19 protein-coding genes are annotated in these 15542 nt (G+C 58.9%); 12 read left to right on the forward strand and 7 right to left on the reverse strand.

The window, feature by feature from the left end; all coding sequences use genetic code 11:
• Nucleotides 1–31: 31 nt before the first annotated feature.
• The 6 genes from tsaD to G0Q00_RS12995 all read left to right on the forward strand — a co-directional run bounded on the left by tsaD (nucleotide 32) and on the right by G0Q00_RS12995 (nucleotide 4371).
• A complete protein-coding gene (gene tsaD, locus G0Q00_RS12970) occupies nucleotides 32–1138 on the forward strand; it encodes a tRNA (adenosine(37)-N6)-threonylcarbamoyltransferase complex transferase subunit TsaD (RefSeq protein ID WP_163039955.1) in 1107 nt (368 codons plus the stop codon).
• Nucleotides 1135–2082 (forward strand): NAD(P)H-dependent glycerol-3-phosphate dehydrogenase, encoded by a 948-nt coding sequence (locus G0Q00_RS12975; RefSeq protein WP_163039957.1) that lies wholly within the window; start codon nucleotides 1135–1137, stop codon nucleotides 2080–2082. The genes tsaD and G0Q00_RS12975 overlap by 4 nt, the downstream gene beginning before the upstream one ends.
• Nucleotides 2083–2355 carry a YciI family protein gene (locus G0Q00_RS12980; protein ID WP_133485183.1) on the forward strand — a complete coding sequence of 91 codons (273 nt, stop codon included), beginning with the start codon at nucleotides 2083–2085 and terminating at the stop codon, nucleotides 2353–2355.
• On the forward strand, nucleotides 2355–2771 hold the full coding sequence (locus tag G0Q00_RS12985) for an EVE domain-containing protein (RefSeq protein ID WP_163039959.1): 417 nt from the start codon (nucleotides 2355–2357) through the stop codon (nucleotides 2769–2771). The genes G0Q00_RS12980 and G0Q00_RS12985 overlap by 1 nt, the downstream gene beginning before the upstream one ends.
• A gap of 53 nt (nucleotides 2772–2824) precedes the next feature.
• On the forward strand, nucleotides 2825–3214 hold the full coding sequence (locus G0Q00_RS12990) for a DUF1761 domain-containing protein (RefSeq protein ID WP_163039961.1): 390 nt from the start codon (nucleotides 2825–2827) through the stop codon (nucleotides 3212–3214).
• Between the two features lie 338 nt (nucleotides 3215–3552).
• Nucleotides 3553–4371: a cyclase family protein gene (locus G0Q00_RS12995; RefSeq protein ID WP_163039963.1), complete on the forward strand. Its 819-nt coding sequence runs from the start codon at nucleotides 3553–3555 to the stop codon at nucleotides 4369–4371.
• Nucleotides 4372–4488: 117 nt separating this feature from the next.
• On the opposite strand, the gene G0Q00_RS13000 is transcribed toward G0Q00_RS12995, so the two are convergent.
• Complete coding sequence (locus G0Q00_RS13000; protein ID WP_163039965.1) at nucleotides 4489–4830, reverse strand: DUF2853 family protein; 342 nt, start codon at nucleotides 4828–4830, stop codon at nucleotides 4489–4491.
• Nucleotides 4831–4989: 159 nt separating this feature from the next.
• Here G0Q00_RS13000 and lysM point away from each other — a divergent pair, with 159 nt between their 5' ends.
• Together lysM and trpB are read left to right on the forward strand one after the other, a co-directional pair.
• Complete coding sequence (gene lysM, locus G0Q00_RS13005) at nucleotides 4990–5406, forward strand: peptidoglycan-binding protein LysM (protein ID WP_163039967.1); 417 nt, start codon at nucleotides 4990–4992, stop codon at nucleotides 5404–5406.
• A gap of 153 nt (nucleotides 5407–5559) precedes the next feature.
• Nucleotides 5560–6768 carry a tryptophan synthase subunit beta gene (gene trpB, locus G0Q00_RS13010; protein ID WP_163039969.1) on the forward strand — a complete coding sequence of 403 codons (1209 nt, stop codon included), beginning with the start codon at nucleotides 5560–5562 and terminating at the stop codon, nucleotides 6766–6768.
• 43 nt (nucleotides 6769–6811) lie between these two features.
• Here the strand turns inward: trpB and G0Q00_RS13015 are convergent, their stop codons facing one another.
• On the reverse strand, nucleotides 6812–7006 hold the full coding sequence (locus G0Q00_RS13015; RefSeq protein ID WP_163039971.1) for a DUF1059 domain-containing protein: 195 nt from the start codon (nucleotides 7004–7006) through the stop codon (nucleotides 6812–6814).
• Between the two features lie 26 nt (nucleotides 7007–7032).
• The gene (locus tag G0Q00_RS13020) at nucleotides 7033–7443 is read right to left on the reverse strand and encodes a GFA family protein (protein WP_163039973.1); all 411 of its coding nucleotides are present in this window, start codon (nucleotides 7441–7443) and stop codon (nucleotides 7033–7035) included.
• Between the two features lie 155 nt (nucleotides 7444–7598).
• Here G0Q00_RS13020 and G0Q00_RS13025 point away from each other — a divergent pair, with 155 nt between their 5' ends.
• A complete protein-coding gene (locus G0Q00_RS13025; RefSeq protein ID WP_163039974.1) occupies nucleotides 7599–8480 on the forward strand; it encodes a LysR family transcriptional regulator in 882 nt (293 codons plus the stop codon).
• Nucleotides 8481–8570: 90 nt separating this feature from the next.
• Here G0Q00_RS13025 and ahcY read toward each other — a convergent pair whose 3' ends face one another.
• Entirely contained in the window at nucleotides 8571–9956 is a 1386-nt protein-coding gene (gene ahcY, locus G0Q00_RS13030) for an adenosylhomocysteinase (protein WP_163039976.1), read from the reverse strand.
• 135 nt (nucleotides 9957–10091) lie between these two features.
• Here ahcY and G0Q00_RS13035 point away from each other — a divergent pair, with 135 nt between their 5' ends.
• Nucleotides 10092–10688, forward strand: a complete 597-nt coding sequence (locus tag G0Q00_RS13035; RefSeq protein ID WP_163039978.1) for an HD domain-containing protein — start codon at nucleotides 10092–10094, stop codon at nucleotides 10686–10688.
• A 30-nt stretch (nucleotides 10689–10718) separates the two neighbouring features.
• Here G0Q00_RS13035 and G0Q00_RS13040 read toward each other — a convergent pair whose 3' ends face one another.
• The 3 genes from G0Q00_RS13040 to G0Q00_RS13050 form a co-directional block, all read right to left on the reverse strand.
• Nucleotides 10719–11063, reverse strand: coding sequence for a hypothetical protein (locus G0Q00_RS13040; protein WP_163039980.1), 345 nt, complete (start codon nucleotides 11061–11063; stop codon nucleotides 10719–10721).
• A complete protein-coding gene (locus G0Q00_RS13045; protein WP_163039982.1) occupies nucleotides 11060–11614 on the reverse strand; it encodes an ActR/PrrA/RegA family redox response regulator transcription factor in 555 nt (184 codons plus the stop codon). Before G0Q00_RS13045 ends, G0Q00_RS13040 begins: the two co-directional genes overlap by 4 nt.
• An 82-nt stretch (nucleotides 11615–11696) precedes the next feature.
• On the reverse strand, nucleotides 11697–12323 hold the full coding sequence (locus tag G0Q00_RS13050; RefSeq protein WP_163039984.1) for an SCO family protein: 627 nt from the start codon (nucleotides 12321–12323) through the stop codon (nucleotides 11697–11699).
• 107 nt (nucleotides 12324–12430) lie between these two features.
• Between G0Q00_RS13050 and regB the strand changes: the two genes are divergently transcribed.
• Together regB and G0Q00_RS13060 are read left to right on the forward strand one after the other, a co-directional pair.
• Entirely contained in the window at nucleotides 12431–13843 is a 1413-nt protein-coding gene (gene regB, locus G0Q00_RS13055) for a sensor histidine kinase RegB (protein WP_370458570.1), read from the forward strand.
• Nucleotides 13844–13957: 114 nt separating this feature from the next.
• Nucleotides 13958–15541: a PAS-domain containing protein gene (locus tag G0Q00_RS13060; protein WP_163039987.1), complete on the forward strand. Its 1584-nt coding sequence runs from the start codon at nucleotides 13958–13960 to the stop codon at nucleotides 15539–15541.
• The last annotated feature ends 1 nt before the right edge of the window (nucleotide 15542 follow it).

The following is a 15542-nucleotide window of genomic DNA, read 5'->3' on the forward strand; positions in this document are numbered from 1 at the left end:
CGACCCGTTCCCGCAACAGATCGCAAGAGCAATGACCGAAACTGATCAACCCCTTACCGTTCTTGGGCTGGAAAGCTCGTGCGATGATACGGCTGCGGCGGTGGTGAGCCACACGCCCGGACAGACGCCTGTTGTGCTGTCCTCTGTGGTCGCTGGCCAAACCGAGCTGCACGCCGATTTCGGTGGAGTTGTGCCCGAGATCGCCGCGCGGGCGCATACGGAAAAGCTGGATAGCTGCGTGGAGCAGGCTCTAACACAGGCGAATATGGCCTTGACGGATGTCGACGCCATTGCCGTCACCGCAGGCCCCGGCCTGATCGGCGGCGTGCTGGCGGGCGTCATGTGCGCCAAGGGATTGTCGGTCGGCTCGGGCAAACCCTTGGTCGGCGTGAACCACCTTGCGGGCCATGCCCTGACCCCGCGCCTGACGGATCAGGCGGCGTTTCCCTATCTGATGCTTCTGGTCTCGGGCGGGCACTGCCAGTTCCTGATCGCCAAAGGGTCCGACGAGTTCACCCGCCTTGGCGGCACCATCGACGATGCGCCCGGCGAAGCCTTCGACAAAACCGCCAAACTTCTGGGCCTTCCCCAACCCGGTGGCCCCTCGGTCGAGGCCGAGGCAAAGAACGGCGACCCCAAACGCTTCAAATTCCCGCGCCCGCTGCTGGATCGTCCCGGTTGCGACATGAGCTTCTCGGGCTTGAAAACCGCCCTTCTGCGCGAACGTGACCGGCTGGTGGCAGAACATGGCGGGCTACGGGTGCAGGATCGCGCGGACCTCTGCGCTGGCTTCCAAGCTGCCGTGCGCGATGTTCTGGCCGAGAAATCGCGCCGTGCGCTGAAAGAATATCTTTCCCTGAACCCCGCCCAGCCCACCTTGGCCGTGGCAGGGGGTGTGGCGGCAAATATGGCCATTCGTGGCGAATTAGAGACTGTATGTGCGCAAACTGGCACCGCTTTTCTGGCCCCGCCTCTGGCGCTGTGTACCGACAACGCTGCGATGATCGCTTGGGCCGGGATCGAGCGGTTCCGCGCGGGGCAGCAAGATGACATGACCCTGCAAGCCCGCCCGCGATGGCCGCTTGACCAGCGTGCCCCAGCAATGTTGGGATCAGGAAAAAAAGGGGCAAAGGCATGAGCATTTCGGTTCTGGGCGCAGGCGCATTTGGCACGGCCTTGGCGATCTCTTTGGCGCAAAGCGGCCGTGCCGTTGGCCTGTGGGCGCGCGACCCGGGCGACATGGCCACCGCGCGCGAAAACACCCGCCGCCTGCCGGGCTTTGCATTCCCTGACAGCCTAACGGTGCTTGAAAACATCGACGAAGTGCAAGCGTCCGACATCATTCTATTGGCCGTCCCGATGCAGAAGCTAGCCGGCTTTCTGGAAGAGAATACGACCCTATTTCAGGGCAAAACGCTTGTTGCCTGCTGTAAGGGCGTCGATCTGCAATCCGGGCTTGGTCCGGCCGAGATCATTCAGCGGGTCTGCCCCTCGGCCACCCCGGCGATCCTGTCTGGCCCCAGCTTTGCAGTCGACATCGCTGCCGGATTGCCGACTGCTTTGACCTTGGCCTGTGAAAATGGTGAAACACTGCAAGCCGCGCTGTCCACGAACAACATCCGCGTGTATCGCAGCAGTGATCTGATCGGGGTTGAGATCGGGGGCGCTTTGAAAAACGTCGTCGCCATCGCCTGCGGCATCGCCATTGGCGCAGGTCTGGGCGAAAGCGCCCGTGCCGCCCTGATGACCCGCGGATATGCCGAGATGCAACGCTTTGCCGCCCTGAAAGGTGCGCAGCCTGACACTCTGTCCGGCCTGTCTGGTTTTGGCGATCTGACGCTGACCTGCTCGTCCGAAAAGTCCCGCAACTATAGCTTTGGGCTGGCGCTTGGACGCGGCGACCCCCTGCCCGAAGGCACGACCGTCGAAGGGCGCGCCACCGCCAAAGCAGTCTCTAACTTTGCCCAAAACGCCGGGATCGAAATGCCCATCGCGCAGATGGTCGTCGCCGTGCTGGACAATCAACTGACCATAAACGAAGCTGTCGACATGCTCTTGTCACGGCCGCTCAAGGAGGAATGAATGCTCGTAGCCGTCATCTGCACTGACAAACCCGGTGCCATCGAAACCCGCAAAGCCAACCGCGAAGCGCATCTGGCCTATATCAAGGACACTGGCGTTGTCGCGCAGGCAGGCCCGTTTCTGGATGCCGACGGTATGATGTGCGGGTCGCTTCTGGTGCTGGACGTCGATGACATGGCCGCCGCGCAAGCGTGGGCGGACGGCGACCCCTATGCCAAGGCCGGTCTGTTTGCTGACGTGCGCATCGAGCAGTGGAACCGGGTGGTCGGCTAATGGCGTATTGGCTGTTCAAATCCGAAGTCTCGACCTGGAGCTGGGACCAACAGGTCGCCAAGGGTGACGCAGGCGAGGAATGGGACGGCGTGCGCAACTATCAGGCGCGCAACCACATGCGCACGATGAAAGTGGGCGATCTTGGCTTCTTCTACCACTCGCAGAAAGAAAAAGAGATCGTCGGCATCGTCGAGGTGATCGCGGAAAGCCATCAGGACAGCACCACCGACGATGAACGCTGGGATTGCGTGGACATCAAAGCTGTGCGTGCGCTGCCCAAGCCGGTGACGCTGGCCATGTGCAAAGATGATCCGCGTCTGACCGATATGGTGCTGGTCAACAACACCCGCTTGTCCGTGCAACCGGTGACCGAGGCCGAATGGGCCATCGTGTTGGAGCTGGCGGGCGACGCTTGACAACCCCCCTGCCCGGCTGGTCGCATAAGATTAGTCGAACAGGAGGAAATCACATGCTGGAAGTCATCGTCGCCGCCATCGCGGGTTACGCGTTCGGCGCGGTCTGGTACATGGCACTTTCAAAACAATGGGTTGCGGCCTCAGGCATCCAAACGGACGACGCAGGCAAGCCCCATAACGCATCCGACCCAAAACCCTATATCGTGGCCTTTGTGGGCGCGTTGGTTGTTGCTGGAATGATGCGGCACATGTTCAGCATGGCGGGCATTGATGGCGCCGGCAAAAGCCTGATCGCTGGGCTGGGCCTTGGGCTTTTTGTGGTCGCGCCGTGGATGATCAACAACGTCATGTTCAGCGACCGCTCGAAGTCTCTAATCTGGATGGATGGGGGCTATGCTGTTGGAGGCTGCACCATCATCGGGCTGGTTCTGGGCGTGATGTGAGAAACAAGAAGGGGCCCGACGTCTCGGACCCCTTCCTCACCCCACGTGCTCCCTCAGCACCGCACGTGTCTCTGAATTCAAGGTCCGACCGTCCTGGTCTTCGTGTATTATGTAGCGGGATATCTAAGCGAAAATCAATCTCGTTTCACATTCAAAACTATTCAAAACCAATATGTTATTCGAAGGTTTTGTTAACCCGGCAATAGATCTGTCCCGCCGGTTCATGTGATCAAAAACCCCTGACCTCGAAGCTCTGGCGATGACTAGGCACCGGAAACACCCGACACTCTCTCGAGCACTCAAAATGTGCTATAATGTTTTCTTTGGGGAGAAATAACATGTGTGATCTATGTATTATTAACTCCGTTAAGGATCGGATGCTTTCAAGAAGAAGTTTCTTCAAAACCGCAGCCGCAATGGGCGCAGTCGCAGCTGTAGGAGCATCCAAGACAACACCTGCCATGGCCGCAGGGCACGACTCGGTTCAGGATATGACGTATGAGCTTTCTGAAGACTTCCCGACATATTTCGGAACACCCGGCATATCATCAGAAGCGATGTTCAACTTTGCAGAACACGGGTTCAATGTTTCTCGGATAACACTGAACGAGCACACTGGAACGCATATTGATGCGCCGCTACATTTCTCGGCTGATGGCGCTGCAGTGAATGAAATTCCGGTCTCTCAGCTGATTGCACCGCTATGCGTCGTGGACATCGCTGCAAGAGCCGCCGAAGATGCTGACACTAGCGTCACGCCGGATGACATCAAGGCTTGGATCGCCAGCCATGGGCCAATTCCTGACGGGGCCTGTGTCGCAATGCATTCCGGATGGGGGGCACATGTTGCAACCGATAAGTATCGCGGTGCAGATGACCAAGGCATGCAGCACTATCCGGGCTTTCACATCGAGGCGACCCAGATGTTGCTTGAAGAGACCAAAGCCGCCTCGCTTGCTTCAGACACATTATCCATTGATATCGGTGCTTCGACGACTTTCGACACCCACTATGCGTGGCTGCCAGCGGGTCGTTTCTGCATCGAAAACATCGCCAACTTGGATCAGGTGCCGGCTGCGGGCGCGACCCTTGTGATTGGCGCGCCGACCCATCGCGGTGGATCGGGCGGGCCTGCCCGAATTTTTGCAATGCTGTAAGGTTCTCGGCTCGGGCAAGAACCTCTCGTCAAGGTTTGGCCCGGACGACCACAATGAACTGAAAACAAAAACGCGGCCCAATTTCTGGACCGCGTGATACCTTGGTATGTGGTGCGCTTAGCCGTAGACGGCTTCTTTGCCGAAATGCTTCACCAGCATGTAGTACACAACAGCGCGGTACTTGTTGCGCTCGCTGCGGCCATAGGTTTCTATCACGGCGTTGATCGCATCCATCAGCTGCGGACCATCGGCCAGACCCAGCTTCTTGATCAGGAAGTTTTCTTTGACGGTCTCAAGCTCGCTTTCCTGCGTCGCAGCCACGGTTGAAGCATCGTCATTATAGATTGCCGGGCCGCAGCCGATCGTCACTTTGGTCAAAAGATCCATATCCGGCGACATGCCGCATTTATTCTTAAGATCATCTGCATATTTCGCGATCAAGTCGTCACGCTTTCCCATCTGTGTCTCCCAATTTTATGGACGTTCAAATCAATTCCACGAAACTCTAGGCGCAATCCGATTTTCCACAAAGGAAAAGTTTGCCGCAGCTTTCCCCCTATGTTTTTTCGCCTATCTGGCTCAGGCTACCCGCGACATATATTGCATTAGGAGAACAAAATGGGCCTTTGGAGTTTCGTAAAGGGTGCCGGTAAATCGCTGTTTGGCGGAGACGAAGCCGCGTCCGCTGACACGCTGAACCAGGAAGTTGCAGATCTGGGCATCGACACGTCGGGTTTGGATATTCAGGTCGATGGAGAGAAAGTCACCGTCAAAGGCGGCGAAAACCTAAGCGCGGAAGAGCGTGAAAAGGTCATTCTGGCGGTCGGCAATGTCGAAGGCGTGGCCGAGGTCGAAGCCGATCTTGAGGGCGAGCCGACCTTCCACACCGTTGAAAAAGGCGACACGCTTTGGGCGATTGCCGAAAAAACTCTGGGCAACGGCGCCCGCTACAAGGATATCTTTGAAGCCAACAAACCGATGTTGAAGGATCCTGACCTGATCTATCCGGGCCAGAACCTGCGTATTCCCAGCTGATTTCAGCAGCACACATCAATTTCCTGCGGCTTCGCATTCGCGAGGCCGCAATTTTATTCTAGATAATCGTTGTAAACCGCAACTTTCGACTTGTGACGCAAGCCATTTCCCTGTCTCATCCCGTGGACAAAATAGACACGAGGGAACACAGGAATGGCGTCTTATCTTAAATCCACACCGACACGTGACGGTTTCTTCGGCGAATACGGTGGAGCAATGCTGCCGCCCCCGCTGGAGCCGCATTTCAAAGAAATCCGCGAAGCCTATGACCGGATTTCAAAGTCGGCCGACTTCATCGCCGAACTGCGCCACATCCGCAAACACTTCCAAGGTCGCCCGACCCCGGTGTCTTACCTGAAGAACCTGTCCGAGCAGTGCGGCGGTGCGCAGATCTATGCCAAACGTGAAGACCTGAACCACACCGGTGCGCACAAGCTGAACCACTGCATGGGCGAAGGTCTGTTGGCCAAGTTTATGGGCAAGAAAAAGCTGATGGCAGAAACCGGCGCGGGTCAGCACGGCGTGGCCTTGGCCACAGCCGCTGCTTACTTCGGTCTGGAATGCGAAATCCACATGGGCGAGATCGACATCGCCAAGGAAGCCCCCAACGTGACCCGCATGAAGCTGCTGGGCGCCGAGGTTGTTCCCGTGGGCTTTGGTGGCCGTTCGCTGAAAGAGGCCGTGGACAGCTGTTTCGGCAGCTACATGGAGCAAGCTGACGAAGCCCTATTCGCCATCGGCTCGGTCGTGGGTCCGCACCCGTTCCCGATGATGGTTCGTGATTTCCAGCACATCGTGGGCGTCGAAGCGCGCGATCAGTTCCTTGAGATGACCGGCGGCCTGCCCGATATCGTTGCCGCCTGTGTGGGCGGTGGGTCGAACGCGATGGGCCTGTTCTCGGGCTTTATCGACGATGATGATGTGGAGCTCTATGGCGTCGAGCCGATGGGCACCTCGTCGAAATTGGGCGAGCACGCCGCGACCATCACCTTCGGCGAAGACGGCGACATCCACGGCTTCCGCACCATGGTTCTGAAGGACGAAAACGGCGAGCCGGCCCCCGTGCACACCGTCGCCTCGGGTCTGGACTATCCGGGTGTTGGCCCGGAACACGCGCACCTCTATCGCACCGGCAAGGCGAACTATACCGCCTGTGACGATAAAGAAGCGCTGAACGCCTTCTTCTCGGTCAGCCGCACCGAGGGCATCATCCCGGCACTTGAAAGCGCCCACGCCGTTGCCTTCGCAATGCGCGAAGCGCCGAAGCATCCGGGCAAGTCGATCCTGATCAACATGTCGGGTCGTGGTGACAAGGACATCGATTACGTGACCGAAAACTTCGGGTTTGGCGAAGACCTGTAATCAAATAAGACGTCCCGCAAACCGGTTCGTGCCGGTTTGCGGTCTAAACTTCCTTGATAAGCGTTTTCAGGTACTTCCGCGTTTCTGTGTCCCACGAGCTGGGATCCTCACCATGGGCGACGACCGCGTGAAGCTCCATCAGCTTCCACACTTCGTCTTCGGTCGCGGCAACGACCTTTCCCGGACAGTCCTCCATGCCTTCACAGTCCTTGCAGGCGTATGAAAATGCAGTTGTCATCTTGCTCTCCCTGATGCTGAGTTGCGTTAGAATTCCGGAAATGTCGGCAGACCGTCGTCAAGCTTGATCCAAGGCTGCTGATGAGAAACGAAGACATGACTTTTTGGGTCGGCGATTGACGGATCATCAAGCGTCGCAGCTGCGAACCAGGCATCCGCGCTCCAATCCTGCCCCTCGACTTCGGTCTCGGCGGCATAGGTCAGTGTGGTCCCACAGTCCCCGCAGAACCCGCGGATAATTCCCGGCGTTTTCTCCAAAGTCTTGATCACGCCTTTGGTTACCGTAAAGTCTTTTCCCGCGACCTTCGCCCATGTGACAAAGGCACCACCAAGCGCCATCTGACACGAGCGGCAATGGCAGTGGCCGGACCATTTGGGTTTGCCATTGATCTGATAGCGGACCGCGCCGCAGTAACACCCACCGTTAAATTTTTCCATTGCTTCCAAGACCTCAGGCTCATCATCTCTGGCCGACATTTCTTACTTAACAAAGGATTTCGGCCATCTATCCGTGGATTTTCCCTTCATTTATTGCCAAAACGCCTGCCTCATGCGATTCAATAATCATAAGTACTCATTAGAGAATCTATTATATGGACTGGATGAAACTTCCACCGCTGAACAGCCTGCGCGCCTTTTCAGCCGTCGCTGACACCGGCAGTTACACTTTGGCCGCAAAGCGGCTAAACGTGACGCAGGCCGCGATCAGCCAGCAGGTCAAGTCCCTAGAAAAGCACCTGGGAACGTCTCTGGTCACGAAGCTTGGCAGGGGCATTGAACTGACCGATCAAGGCATGCGCTTGGCCCGCGAGCTGGGCACGGGTTTCGAGATCATCAGCCGGGGCGTGGAAAGATTGCGCGAGGATTCGGCAAACCGTCCCGTTCAGGTGACCATGTCGCCAGCCTTTGCCGTTGAGTGGTTGATGCCGCGAATGGCCGAATTTCAACGGGCCCATCCGGATATCACCTTGATGCTCAACCCGACATCCGAAGTGGTAGAGCTTAAACCCGGCGGGATCGACGTGGCGATCCGCTATCACGACCATCGTTGGCCCAGAGAGGATGTCGATACCGTCCTGATCACCGACATGATCGTGATCGGCGCGCCCGCGCTTGTCGGGGGACAGGATCTGCGCGATCCGGCTTCTCTGGTTGATCTGCCTTGGCTTCAGGAACTGGGCACGAACGAGGCGGCCGATTGGTTCACTTTCCATGGCGTCGTTCCGGAACATCCGCTGACGGTGAACCACATGCCGGGGAACCTTATCATGACCGCAGTTCGCCGGGGGGATGGCATCACCTATACGGCGCGCGCGTTCTTTCAGAATGACCTTGCCGCCGGCAGAGTTGTGGAGCTGTTTTCGGAGCGTTGCTTTGGAACCTACCACATCGAAACCCAGCAGGATCACCTGAGACCCGAGGCCCGAATCTTCATCAAGTGGTTGAGATCACAGGCAGAAACAGTAACGGCGTAACAACTCCGTCCCGAGGCTTGCCTGAGGTAAAAAAAACCGCCGCCTCGGAGCATCCGGGCGGCGGTCTATGGTTTAGGAATTGCGGCGCGCTTAATAGCGATAGTGTTCCGGCTTGAACGGGCCGTCGGTCGAGACGCCGATATAATCCGCCTGTTCCTTGTTCAGCGACGACAGTTTCACGCCGATCCGATCCAAGTGCAGACGGGCGACTTTCTCGTCCAGATGCTTGGGCAGGATGTAGACGTCGTTGTTGTATTCATCGCCCTTGGTCCACAGCTCGATCTGCGCCAGAACCTGGTTGGTGAAGCTGGCCGACATCACGAAGGATGGGTGGCCGGTGGCGTTGCCAAGGTTCAGCAGACGACCTTCCGACAGAAGGATGATGCGGTTGCCCGAAGGCATCTCGATCATGTCCACCTGTTCTTTGATGTTGGTCCACTTGTGGTTCTTCAGGTTTGCCACCTGAATTTCGTTATCGAAGTGGCCGATGTTGCCAACGATCGCCATGTCCTTCATCGCGCGCATATGCTCGATGCGGATAACGTCTTTGTTGCCGGTGGTGGTGATGAAAATGTCGGCGTCTGCGACGGCATCTTCCAGCGCCAACACCTCGAACCCGTCCATCGCGGCTTGCAGCGCACAGATCGGGTCGATCTCGGTTACTTTCACGCGGGCACCAGCACCGCGCAGCGACGCAGCCGAGCCTTTGCCCACATCGCCATAGCCACAGACAACGGCAACTTTACCAGCCATCATGGTGTCGGTGGCGCGGCGGATGCCGTCGACCAGCGATTCCTTACAGCCGTATTTGTTGTCGAATTTCGACTTGGTGACCGAGTCGTTCACATTGATCGCCGGGAAGGGCAGCTGGCCGTTCTTCACCAGATCATACAGGCGGTGCACGCCGGTGGTGGTCTCTTCCGAAACACCGTGGATCTGGTCACGCATCTTGGTGAACCAGCCGGGGCTTGCTTCCATACGCTTCTTGATCTGCGCGTGGATGACTTCTTCTTCCTCGGAGCCGGGAACGCCCAGTTCTTCACCAGCTTCAGCGCGGGCACCCAGCAGGATGTACAGCGTCGCATCGCCGCCATCGTCTAGGATCAGGTTCGGGCCTTCCGGGAATTGGAACGACAGGTCCAGATAATCCCAATGCTCTTCCAGCGACTGGCCTTTGATCGCGAAGACCGGAACACCTGCCTGCGCGATCGCGGCAGCGGCGTGGTCTTGCGTCGAGAAGATGTTGCACGACGCCCAGCGCACATCGGCGCCCAGCGCGACCAGCGTTTCGATCAGAACCGCAGTCTGAATGGTCATGTGCAGCGAGCCGACAATCCGAGCGCCCGCCAGCGGCTTGCTTTCGCCGTACTCGTCCCGCAGGGCCATCAGGCCCGGCATTTCGGTTTCAGCGATGTCCAGCTCTTTGCGGCCGAACTCGGCCAGAGCGATGTCTTTGACGATATAATCTTGGGTCACGGTGTTTCTCCGATCCTGATCCCGTTACTGTTGCGCGTGCCGTAGCATTCTAACCGCGAACACGCAATGAAGGCCAATTGACTTGCCCGTGAAAAAGGCGACATTGCGAAGCGAAACCCGCAAAAAGGACCGAAAATGCCCGCTAAACCCCGCGCCTGGCAACGAATGCTCTCTGGTCGGCGGCTGGACCTGCTGGATCCGACGCCTGTGGACATCGAGATCGAAGACATCGCCCACGGTCTTGCTTTTGTGGCGCGCTGGAATGGGCAGACATATGGCGACTTCCCCTATTCCGTGGCCGAGCATTCCCTGTTGGTCGAAGCGCTGTACACGCGGATGAACCCCAAAGCGCCGGTCAAATGGCAGTTGGCCGCCCTTCTGCATGACGCGCCGGAATACGTGATTGGCGACATGATCTCACCCGTGAAAGCCTCGGTCGGTGCGGGGTATGGAGAGCTGGACGATCGCCTGACCGCCGCCATCCACATCCGCTTTGGCCTGCCTGCGAAAATCCCTGTGGCCGTGAAGAAGGCGATCAAACGGGCGGACAAGGTCTCGGCCTTTCTAGAGGCCACGCAGATCGCCGGGTTCAGTGTTGAAGAGGCCGGAAAGTTCTTTGGCGTGCCGGATCCCACGATCACCAAAGGACTGGATATCACCCTGCGTCCCCCGGCCGAGGTCCGCGCGGATTTCACCGCCCGCCATAATAGCCTGCTGGAGCTGATGGGGTAGTCACTCAGAGACTAATCCGGCCTAGAACGCCTAGACGCAGACACGCCCGCGCTGCTCTGTACCGCGTTTCCAACCCACGAACCGCTCGGGTGTGAAACTAAGCTCCAATTCCGCCCAGCGCAGGCGGTGGGTGATGTCGGTGGGGCACCCGGTCAACGGCAGTGCATTTGGCCGACCAAGCTCGCGGGTCAAGGCGGGGATCACACCCTTGGAAGAGCGTCCAAAATCCACTCGTTGATTGCTGGGCAGAACGGCAAGTCCCTGCGCGTCCGGCGCAATGGTGACGGTTTGCTGGGGCTGGCGTACAGGCGCGCCGGGCTGAACGCAGGCGGACAGCAGCAAGAGGCCCATCAGACCCGCGAGCGGCGACCTCATTTCGGGCTGCGTTTGGCCAAGATGCGCTGAAGTGTGCGACGGTGCATGTTCAGACGGCGCGCAGTTTCCGAGACATTGCGGTCGCAAAGCTCGTACACGCGCTGGATGTGCTCCCAGCGGACGCGGTCGGCGGACATGGGATTTTCCGGCGGCGGTGGCAGCTCGTCCGGCATGGCAAGCAGCGCGGCGGTGATGTCATTGGCATCTGCGGGTTTCGACAGATAATCCGCTGCGCCCAGCTTGACGGCCGCAACCGCAGTGGCAATCGCGCCATAGCCGGTCAGAACCACGATGCGGGCATCTGGGCGCCGGTCACGAATGGTTTCCACCACATCCAGCCCGTTGCCATCTTCAAGCCGCAGATCGACCACGGCATAGGCGGGCGGGCGGGCGGTGGCGATGGCCTTGCCGGCGGTGACTGATCCTGCGGTCTCAACCGCAAACCCACGCTTTTCCATCGCGCGTGCCAAACGGCGCAGGAACGGTTCGTCGTCGTCTACCAACAACAGGGACGCGTCTTCGCCAATTGGCTTGAGTTCCTCAGTGGTCATCGCAGCAACCTCCGGTTTGCGTCTGCTTCATGATAGGTAGGTATTTATGACCGTAAGGTCAATTTTGACGCTGCGATGCCTGCTATGCACCAGCGTCAATGAAGCAGCTTACCCGCTTAGCCATGGATTCAGGTGTCTCATCCCGCTTGAAGAAATCCGCAAATCCGCTGTCCGGGAACATCAGATAAGTGAAGGTCGAGTGATCCATCAGATAGTACTCTTCCATCCCTTCTTCCGGCTCTTGCTTGCGAAAGTAAGTTTTGTAGGCTTGGCTGGCTGCTTTGACCTGCTCGGGCGTGCCGGTCAGGCCAATCATATCGTCATGCATGTAGCTGGTGAAATCCGCCAGATGCTCGGGCGTGTCGCGTTCCGGATCGACCGAGATAAAGGCCGCCTGCACGTCATAGCCCTGACCGTCCAGAATGCGCATCGCGGCGGCATTGCGCGCGTTGTCCAGAGGGCAAACATCCGGGCAGAACGTATAGCCGAAATAGACCAGCGTGGGCTTGGTGATCACGTCTTTCTCGGTCACGAGCGCACCGGTTTCATCCGTCAGCTCGAACGGACCCCCGATCGAGGCAACGCCGGTTCCGATGGCGCCGGCACGACATTCGGCAAAGGCATCGTCTTCCCCACTGGTGACAAACCATGTCACCCCGACAAGCGCCACAATCGCCGTTGCGGCCGTCACAGCATAGATGCGTTGCATAGAAATTCTCCGGTTTGTTCGCGCAGGCATTGATCCTGCCTTTCGTCACGACTAGCAAGAGAACACATTGACGCAACCGAAAAAGCAAATTCTTCTGATCACAAATGGTGGAACTCCAGACAGACCCGGCCACTGATGCCGCCGTTGGAAGCCAGCAACGCAGTTGGGTGCGCCTGCGGACGCTGATCCTTTTGCGCTGGGCAGCAATTGCGGGACAGATCGCGGCCATTGCCGTTGCTGTTCAGTTCTTTACGGTCCAGATCCCGTTCGGCCTGGTGTCTGCCACCATCGGCATCGCGGTGATTGCCAACCTAGTGTCCAGCACGCTTTTCCCGCGCAACACCCGCCTAAACGAACGTCAAGCCACCGGCATTCTGGTCTTCGACACGCTGCAGTTGGGCCTGATGATGTTCCTGACCGGCGGCATTCATAACCCGTTCATGGTGCTGATCCTTGCCCCGGTGACTGTTGCCGCGACCGCGTTGTCGACGCGCTCGACCATTATGGTGGGGGCCGTGGCTATTGCCGCGACCAGCTTGGTCACATGGATCAACATCCCGCTTCAAACCGCGACGGGCATTTTGCAGATGCCCGACCTGTTCGTCTTTGGCCTGTGGGCTTCGGTCACGATCTCGGTCGGGTTTATCGGGCTCTATACGCACCGGATCTCGTCCGAGATGCGGTCGATGTCCGAAGCGCTGCTGGCCACGCAGATGGCCCTGTCCCGCGAACAGAACCTGACCGATCTGGGCGGCGTGGTGGCCGCCGCTGCACACGAACTCGGCACCCCGCTGGCGACAATCAAGCTGGTGTCGTCTGAACTGGTCGAGGAATTGGACGGCGATGACGAACTACGCGACGACGCCCGTCTGATCGGCGAACAGGCCGACCGTTGCCGGGATATCCTGCAATCCATGGGCCGGGCTGGCAAAGATGACATGCTGGTCAAGCACGCCCCCCTGATCGCACTGATCGAAGAAGCCGCCGAGCCCCACCGCGAACGTGGCAAAGCGCTTGAGATCGAAATTGTCTGTGTCGAAGCGGATCCCGCTGAGCAGCCCATCCTGATGCGCCGCCCCGAGATCATTCACGGGCTGCGCAATCTGATCCAGAACGCGGTGGATTTCGCCTCGACCAAGGTCTGGATCGAGCTGTGCTGGAATGACGAGCGCATCACCATCCGCATTCTGGACGACGGCAAAGGGTATTCCCCGCAGGTTCTGGGCTGGATCGGAGACCCCTTCATTCGCCGCCGCAAATCGCAGGCGGAACGCGGCCAACGGCAGGCCTATAAGGGCATGGGGCTGGGACTGTTCATCGCCAAGACGCTGTTGGAGCGCACAGGGGCCACACTGCATTTCGCCAACGCCTCGTCGCCCTATACCGGTCGCCCTCACCCGCGCGAAAAATCTGGCGCGATTGCACAGGTCGAGTGGCGGCGCGACACACGCGGGCTCGAGGCCGCGGACACCAGCGGCGCGCTGGGCGAGAATATCCACTTTACCCACGACACGGGCTGAAAAACCCTGTGCGATCAAGGCGTTCAGCCAGATTAAACCTTCGTTAACCACACTAGCTTAAGGTTAACCCGTTGATAACGCGGGTGGCAGACCGCCGAAACGACAGGTGTGGACATGATCAATACTCTTTATGCGGTGGGGCTGGTGCTGACGGCCCTCACGATCTCGATTGCAGCGCTTTATATCCTGTCGCTGCTCGACCCAGCACGGGACCGAAAGCTACGCAAACGGACCGCACAGGAAAAGGACAGCGTCGTCTTCCTGTTCGATGATCAGTCACTGACAGATGTGACCCCGGCAGGACGGCAAATTCTTGACGCCTTGCCGCGGCACGGTTCGGGCTCGGACTGGCAGCATCTGTCGCTGATCCTGAATGCCCGTTTTCCCAAACTGACCGAGCAGATCTCGGATCTGGCCGAGCTTGGCTCGCTTTCCATCCCATCCATCGACGGGGCGCATCGGATCGACGCGGAATGGCGCGATGGGCTGGCCCGGATCCAACTGGTTACGTCCGGCACCGAGGGCACAGCCCCCATCGTCGACCGCATCAGCTTTGACGCCATGCAGGACGAGCTGGATGGGCTACGCGCGATTGCGCGTCACGCACCGGTCATGATGTGGCGCGAGGACGCAAGCGGCAAAATCACTTGGGCCAACAAGACCTATCTGGATCAGGCCGCCGACCCGAACGCCTCGGACGAGGTCGCCAGCTGGCCCCCGCAAAAGCTGTTTGATCGGCCACGGCTTGAGGATGCCAAAACCCTGGAAACCCCGCGCCGCGTGGCCGTCCAGCTGCCCACCGACGGCGAACGCCACTGGTTCGAGCTTCACGATGCCCCTGTGGGGACCGAGACCCTGCTGACCGCCATTCCCGTGGATCGCGTGGTAAATGCCGAGAAGTCACGGACCGAGTTCGTCTCGACCCTGACCAAAACCTTTGCCCATCTTCCCATCGGTCTGGCCATTTTCGACCGCAAACGACAACTGAACCTGTTCAACCCGGCCCTGACCGACATTCTGGCGCTGGATGCCTCGTTCCTTGTGGGCAAACCCACGCTGTTTACCTTCCTCGACCGTCTGCGTGAAAAGCGGATGATGCCGGAACCCAAGGACTATGTCTCGTGGCGGCAACAGATGGCGGATTTGGAAAGCGCCGCCGTGAATGGCACGTACGAGGAAACATGGTCCTTGCCCACCGGCCAGACCTATCGCATCACAGGACGCCCGCATCCTGACGGGGCTGTGGCCTTCCTGTTCGAAGACATCACCTCGGAAATCTCGCTAACCCGCCGCTTCCGCCGCGAGCTTGAGATGGGCCAATCCGCGCTGGATTGCATCGAGGACGCGATCGCTATCTTTTCGCCGGGCGGTGTGCTGTCGATGTCGAACGCGGCCTATACCAAGCTGTGGGGCAACGACCCGTCGACCACGCTTGAGGACATCAATCTTGGCGACGCGATCCGCACATGGCGCGGCACCGCTGGCGACACGCCGGTCTGGCGCATGCTGAAGGAATTCGTGGCCACCCACGGCGAACGTCAAATATGGTCTGACCATATCGCCCTTTTGGACGGGCGGCAGGTCGACTGCCATTTTGTCCCCTTGGTGCGCGGCGCCACAATGGCCCGTTTCCACGTCCGCCCCGCCCAGCGCGACCTTCAGCCTGCGCCGAATTCCGCGATGCATTTGACCCCCTGAC

The sequence above is a fragment of the Aliiroseovarius sp. PrR006 genome (genome assembly GCF_010500215.1).
Classification (GTDB): domain Bacteria; phylum Pseudomonadota; class Alphaproteobacteria; order Rhodobacterales; family Rhodobacteraceae; genus Aliiroseovarius.

Coding starts and splice junctions, on each gene's coding strand:
- G0Q00_RS12980 (WP_133485183.1), top strand. CDS start 2,083: ATGCTCGTAGCCGTCATCTGCACTGACAAACCCGGTGCCATCGAAACC.
- G0Q00_RS13015 (WP_163039971.1), bottom strand. CDS start 7,006: ATGACAACTGCATTTTCATACGCCTGCAAGGACTGTGAAGGCATGGAG.
- G0Q00_RS13040 (WP_163039980.1), bottom strand. CDS start 11,063: ATGAGGTCGCCGCTCGCGGGTCTGATGGGCCTCTTGCTGCTGTCCGCC.
- G0Q00_RS13045 (WP_163039982.1), bottom strand. CDS start 11,614: ATGACCACTGAGGAACTCAAGCCAATTGGCGAAGACGCGTCCCTGTTG.
- G0Q00_RS12995 (WP_163039963.1), top strand. CDS start 3,553: ATGTGTGATCTATGTATTATTAACTCCGTTAAGGATCGGATGCTTTCA.
- G0Q00_RS13050 (WP_163039984.1), bottom strand. CDS start 12,323: ATGCAACGCATCTATGCTGTGACGGCCGCAACGGCGATTGTGGCGCTT.
- G0Q00_RS12990 (WP_163039961.1), top strand. CDS start 2,825: ATGCTGGAAGTCATCGTCGCCGCCATCGCGGGTTACGCGTTCGGCGCG.
- trpB (WP_163039969.1), top strand. CDS start 5,560: ATGGCGTCTTATCTTAAATCCACACCGACACGTGACGGTTTCTTCGGC.
- G0Q00_RS12975 (WP_163039957.1), top strand. CDS start 1,135: ATGAGCATTTCGGTTCTGGGCGCAGGCGCATTTGGCACGGCCTTGGCG.
- G0Q00_RS12985 (WP_163039959.1), top strand. CDS start 2,355: ATGGCGTATTGGCTGTTCAAATCCGAAGTCTCGACCTGGAGCTGGGAC.
- G0Q00_RS13060 (WP_163039987.1), top strand. CDS start 13,958: ATGATCAATACTCTTTATGCGGTGGGGCTGGTGCTGACGGCCCTCACG.
- G0Q00_RS13020 (WP_163039973.1), bottom strand. CDS start 7,443: ATGGAAAAATTTAACGGTGGGTGTTACTGCGGCGCGGTCCGCTATCAG.
- G0Q00_RS13025 (WP_163039974.1), top strand. CDS start 7,599: ATGGACTGGATGAAACTTCCACCGCTGAACAGCCTGCGCGCCTTTTCA.
- G0Q00_RS13000 (WP_163039965.1), bottom strand. CDS start 4,830: ATGGGAAAGCGTGACGACTTGATCGCGAAATATGCAGATGATCTTAAG.
- G0Q00_RS13035 (WP_163039978.1), top strand. CDS start 10,092: ATGCCCGCTAAACCCCGCGCCTGGCAACGAATGCTCTCTGGTCGGCGG.
- tsaD (WP_163039955.1), top strand. CDS start 32: ATGACCGAAACTGATCAACCCCTTACCGTTCTTGGGCTGGAAAGCTCG.
- lysM (WP_163039967.1), top strand. CDS start 4,990: ATGGGCCTTTGGAGTTTCGTAAAGGGTGCCGGTAAATCGCTGTTTGGC.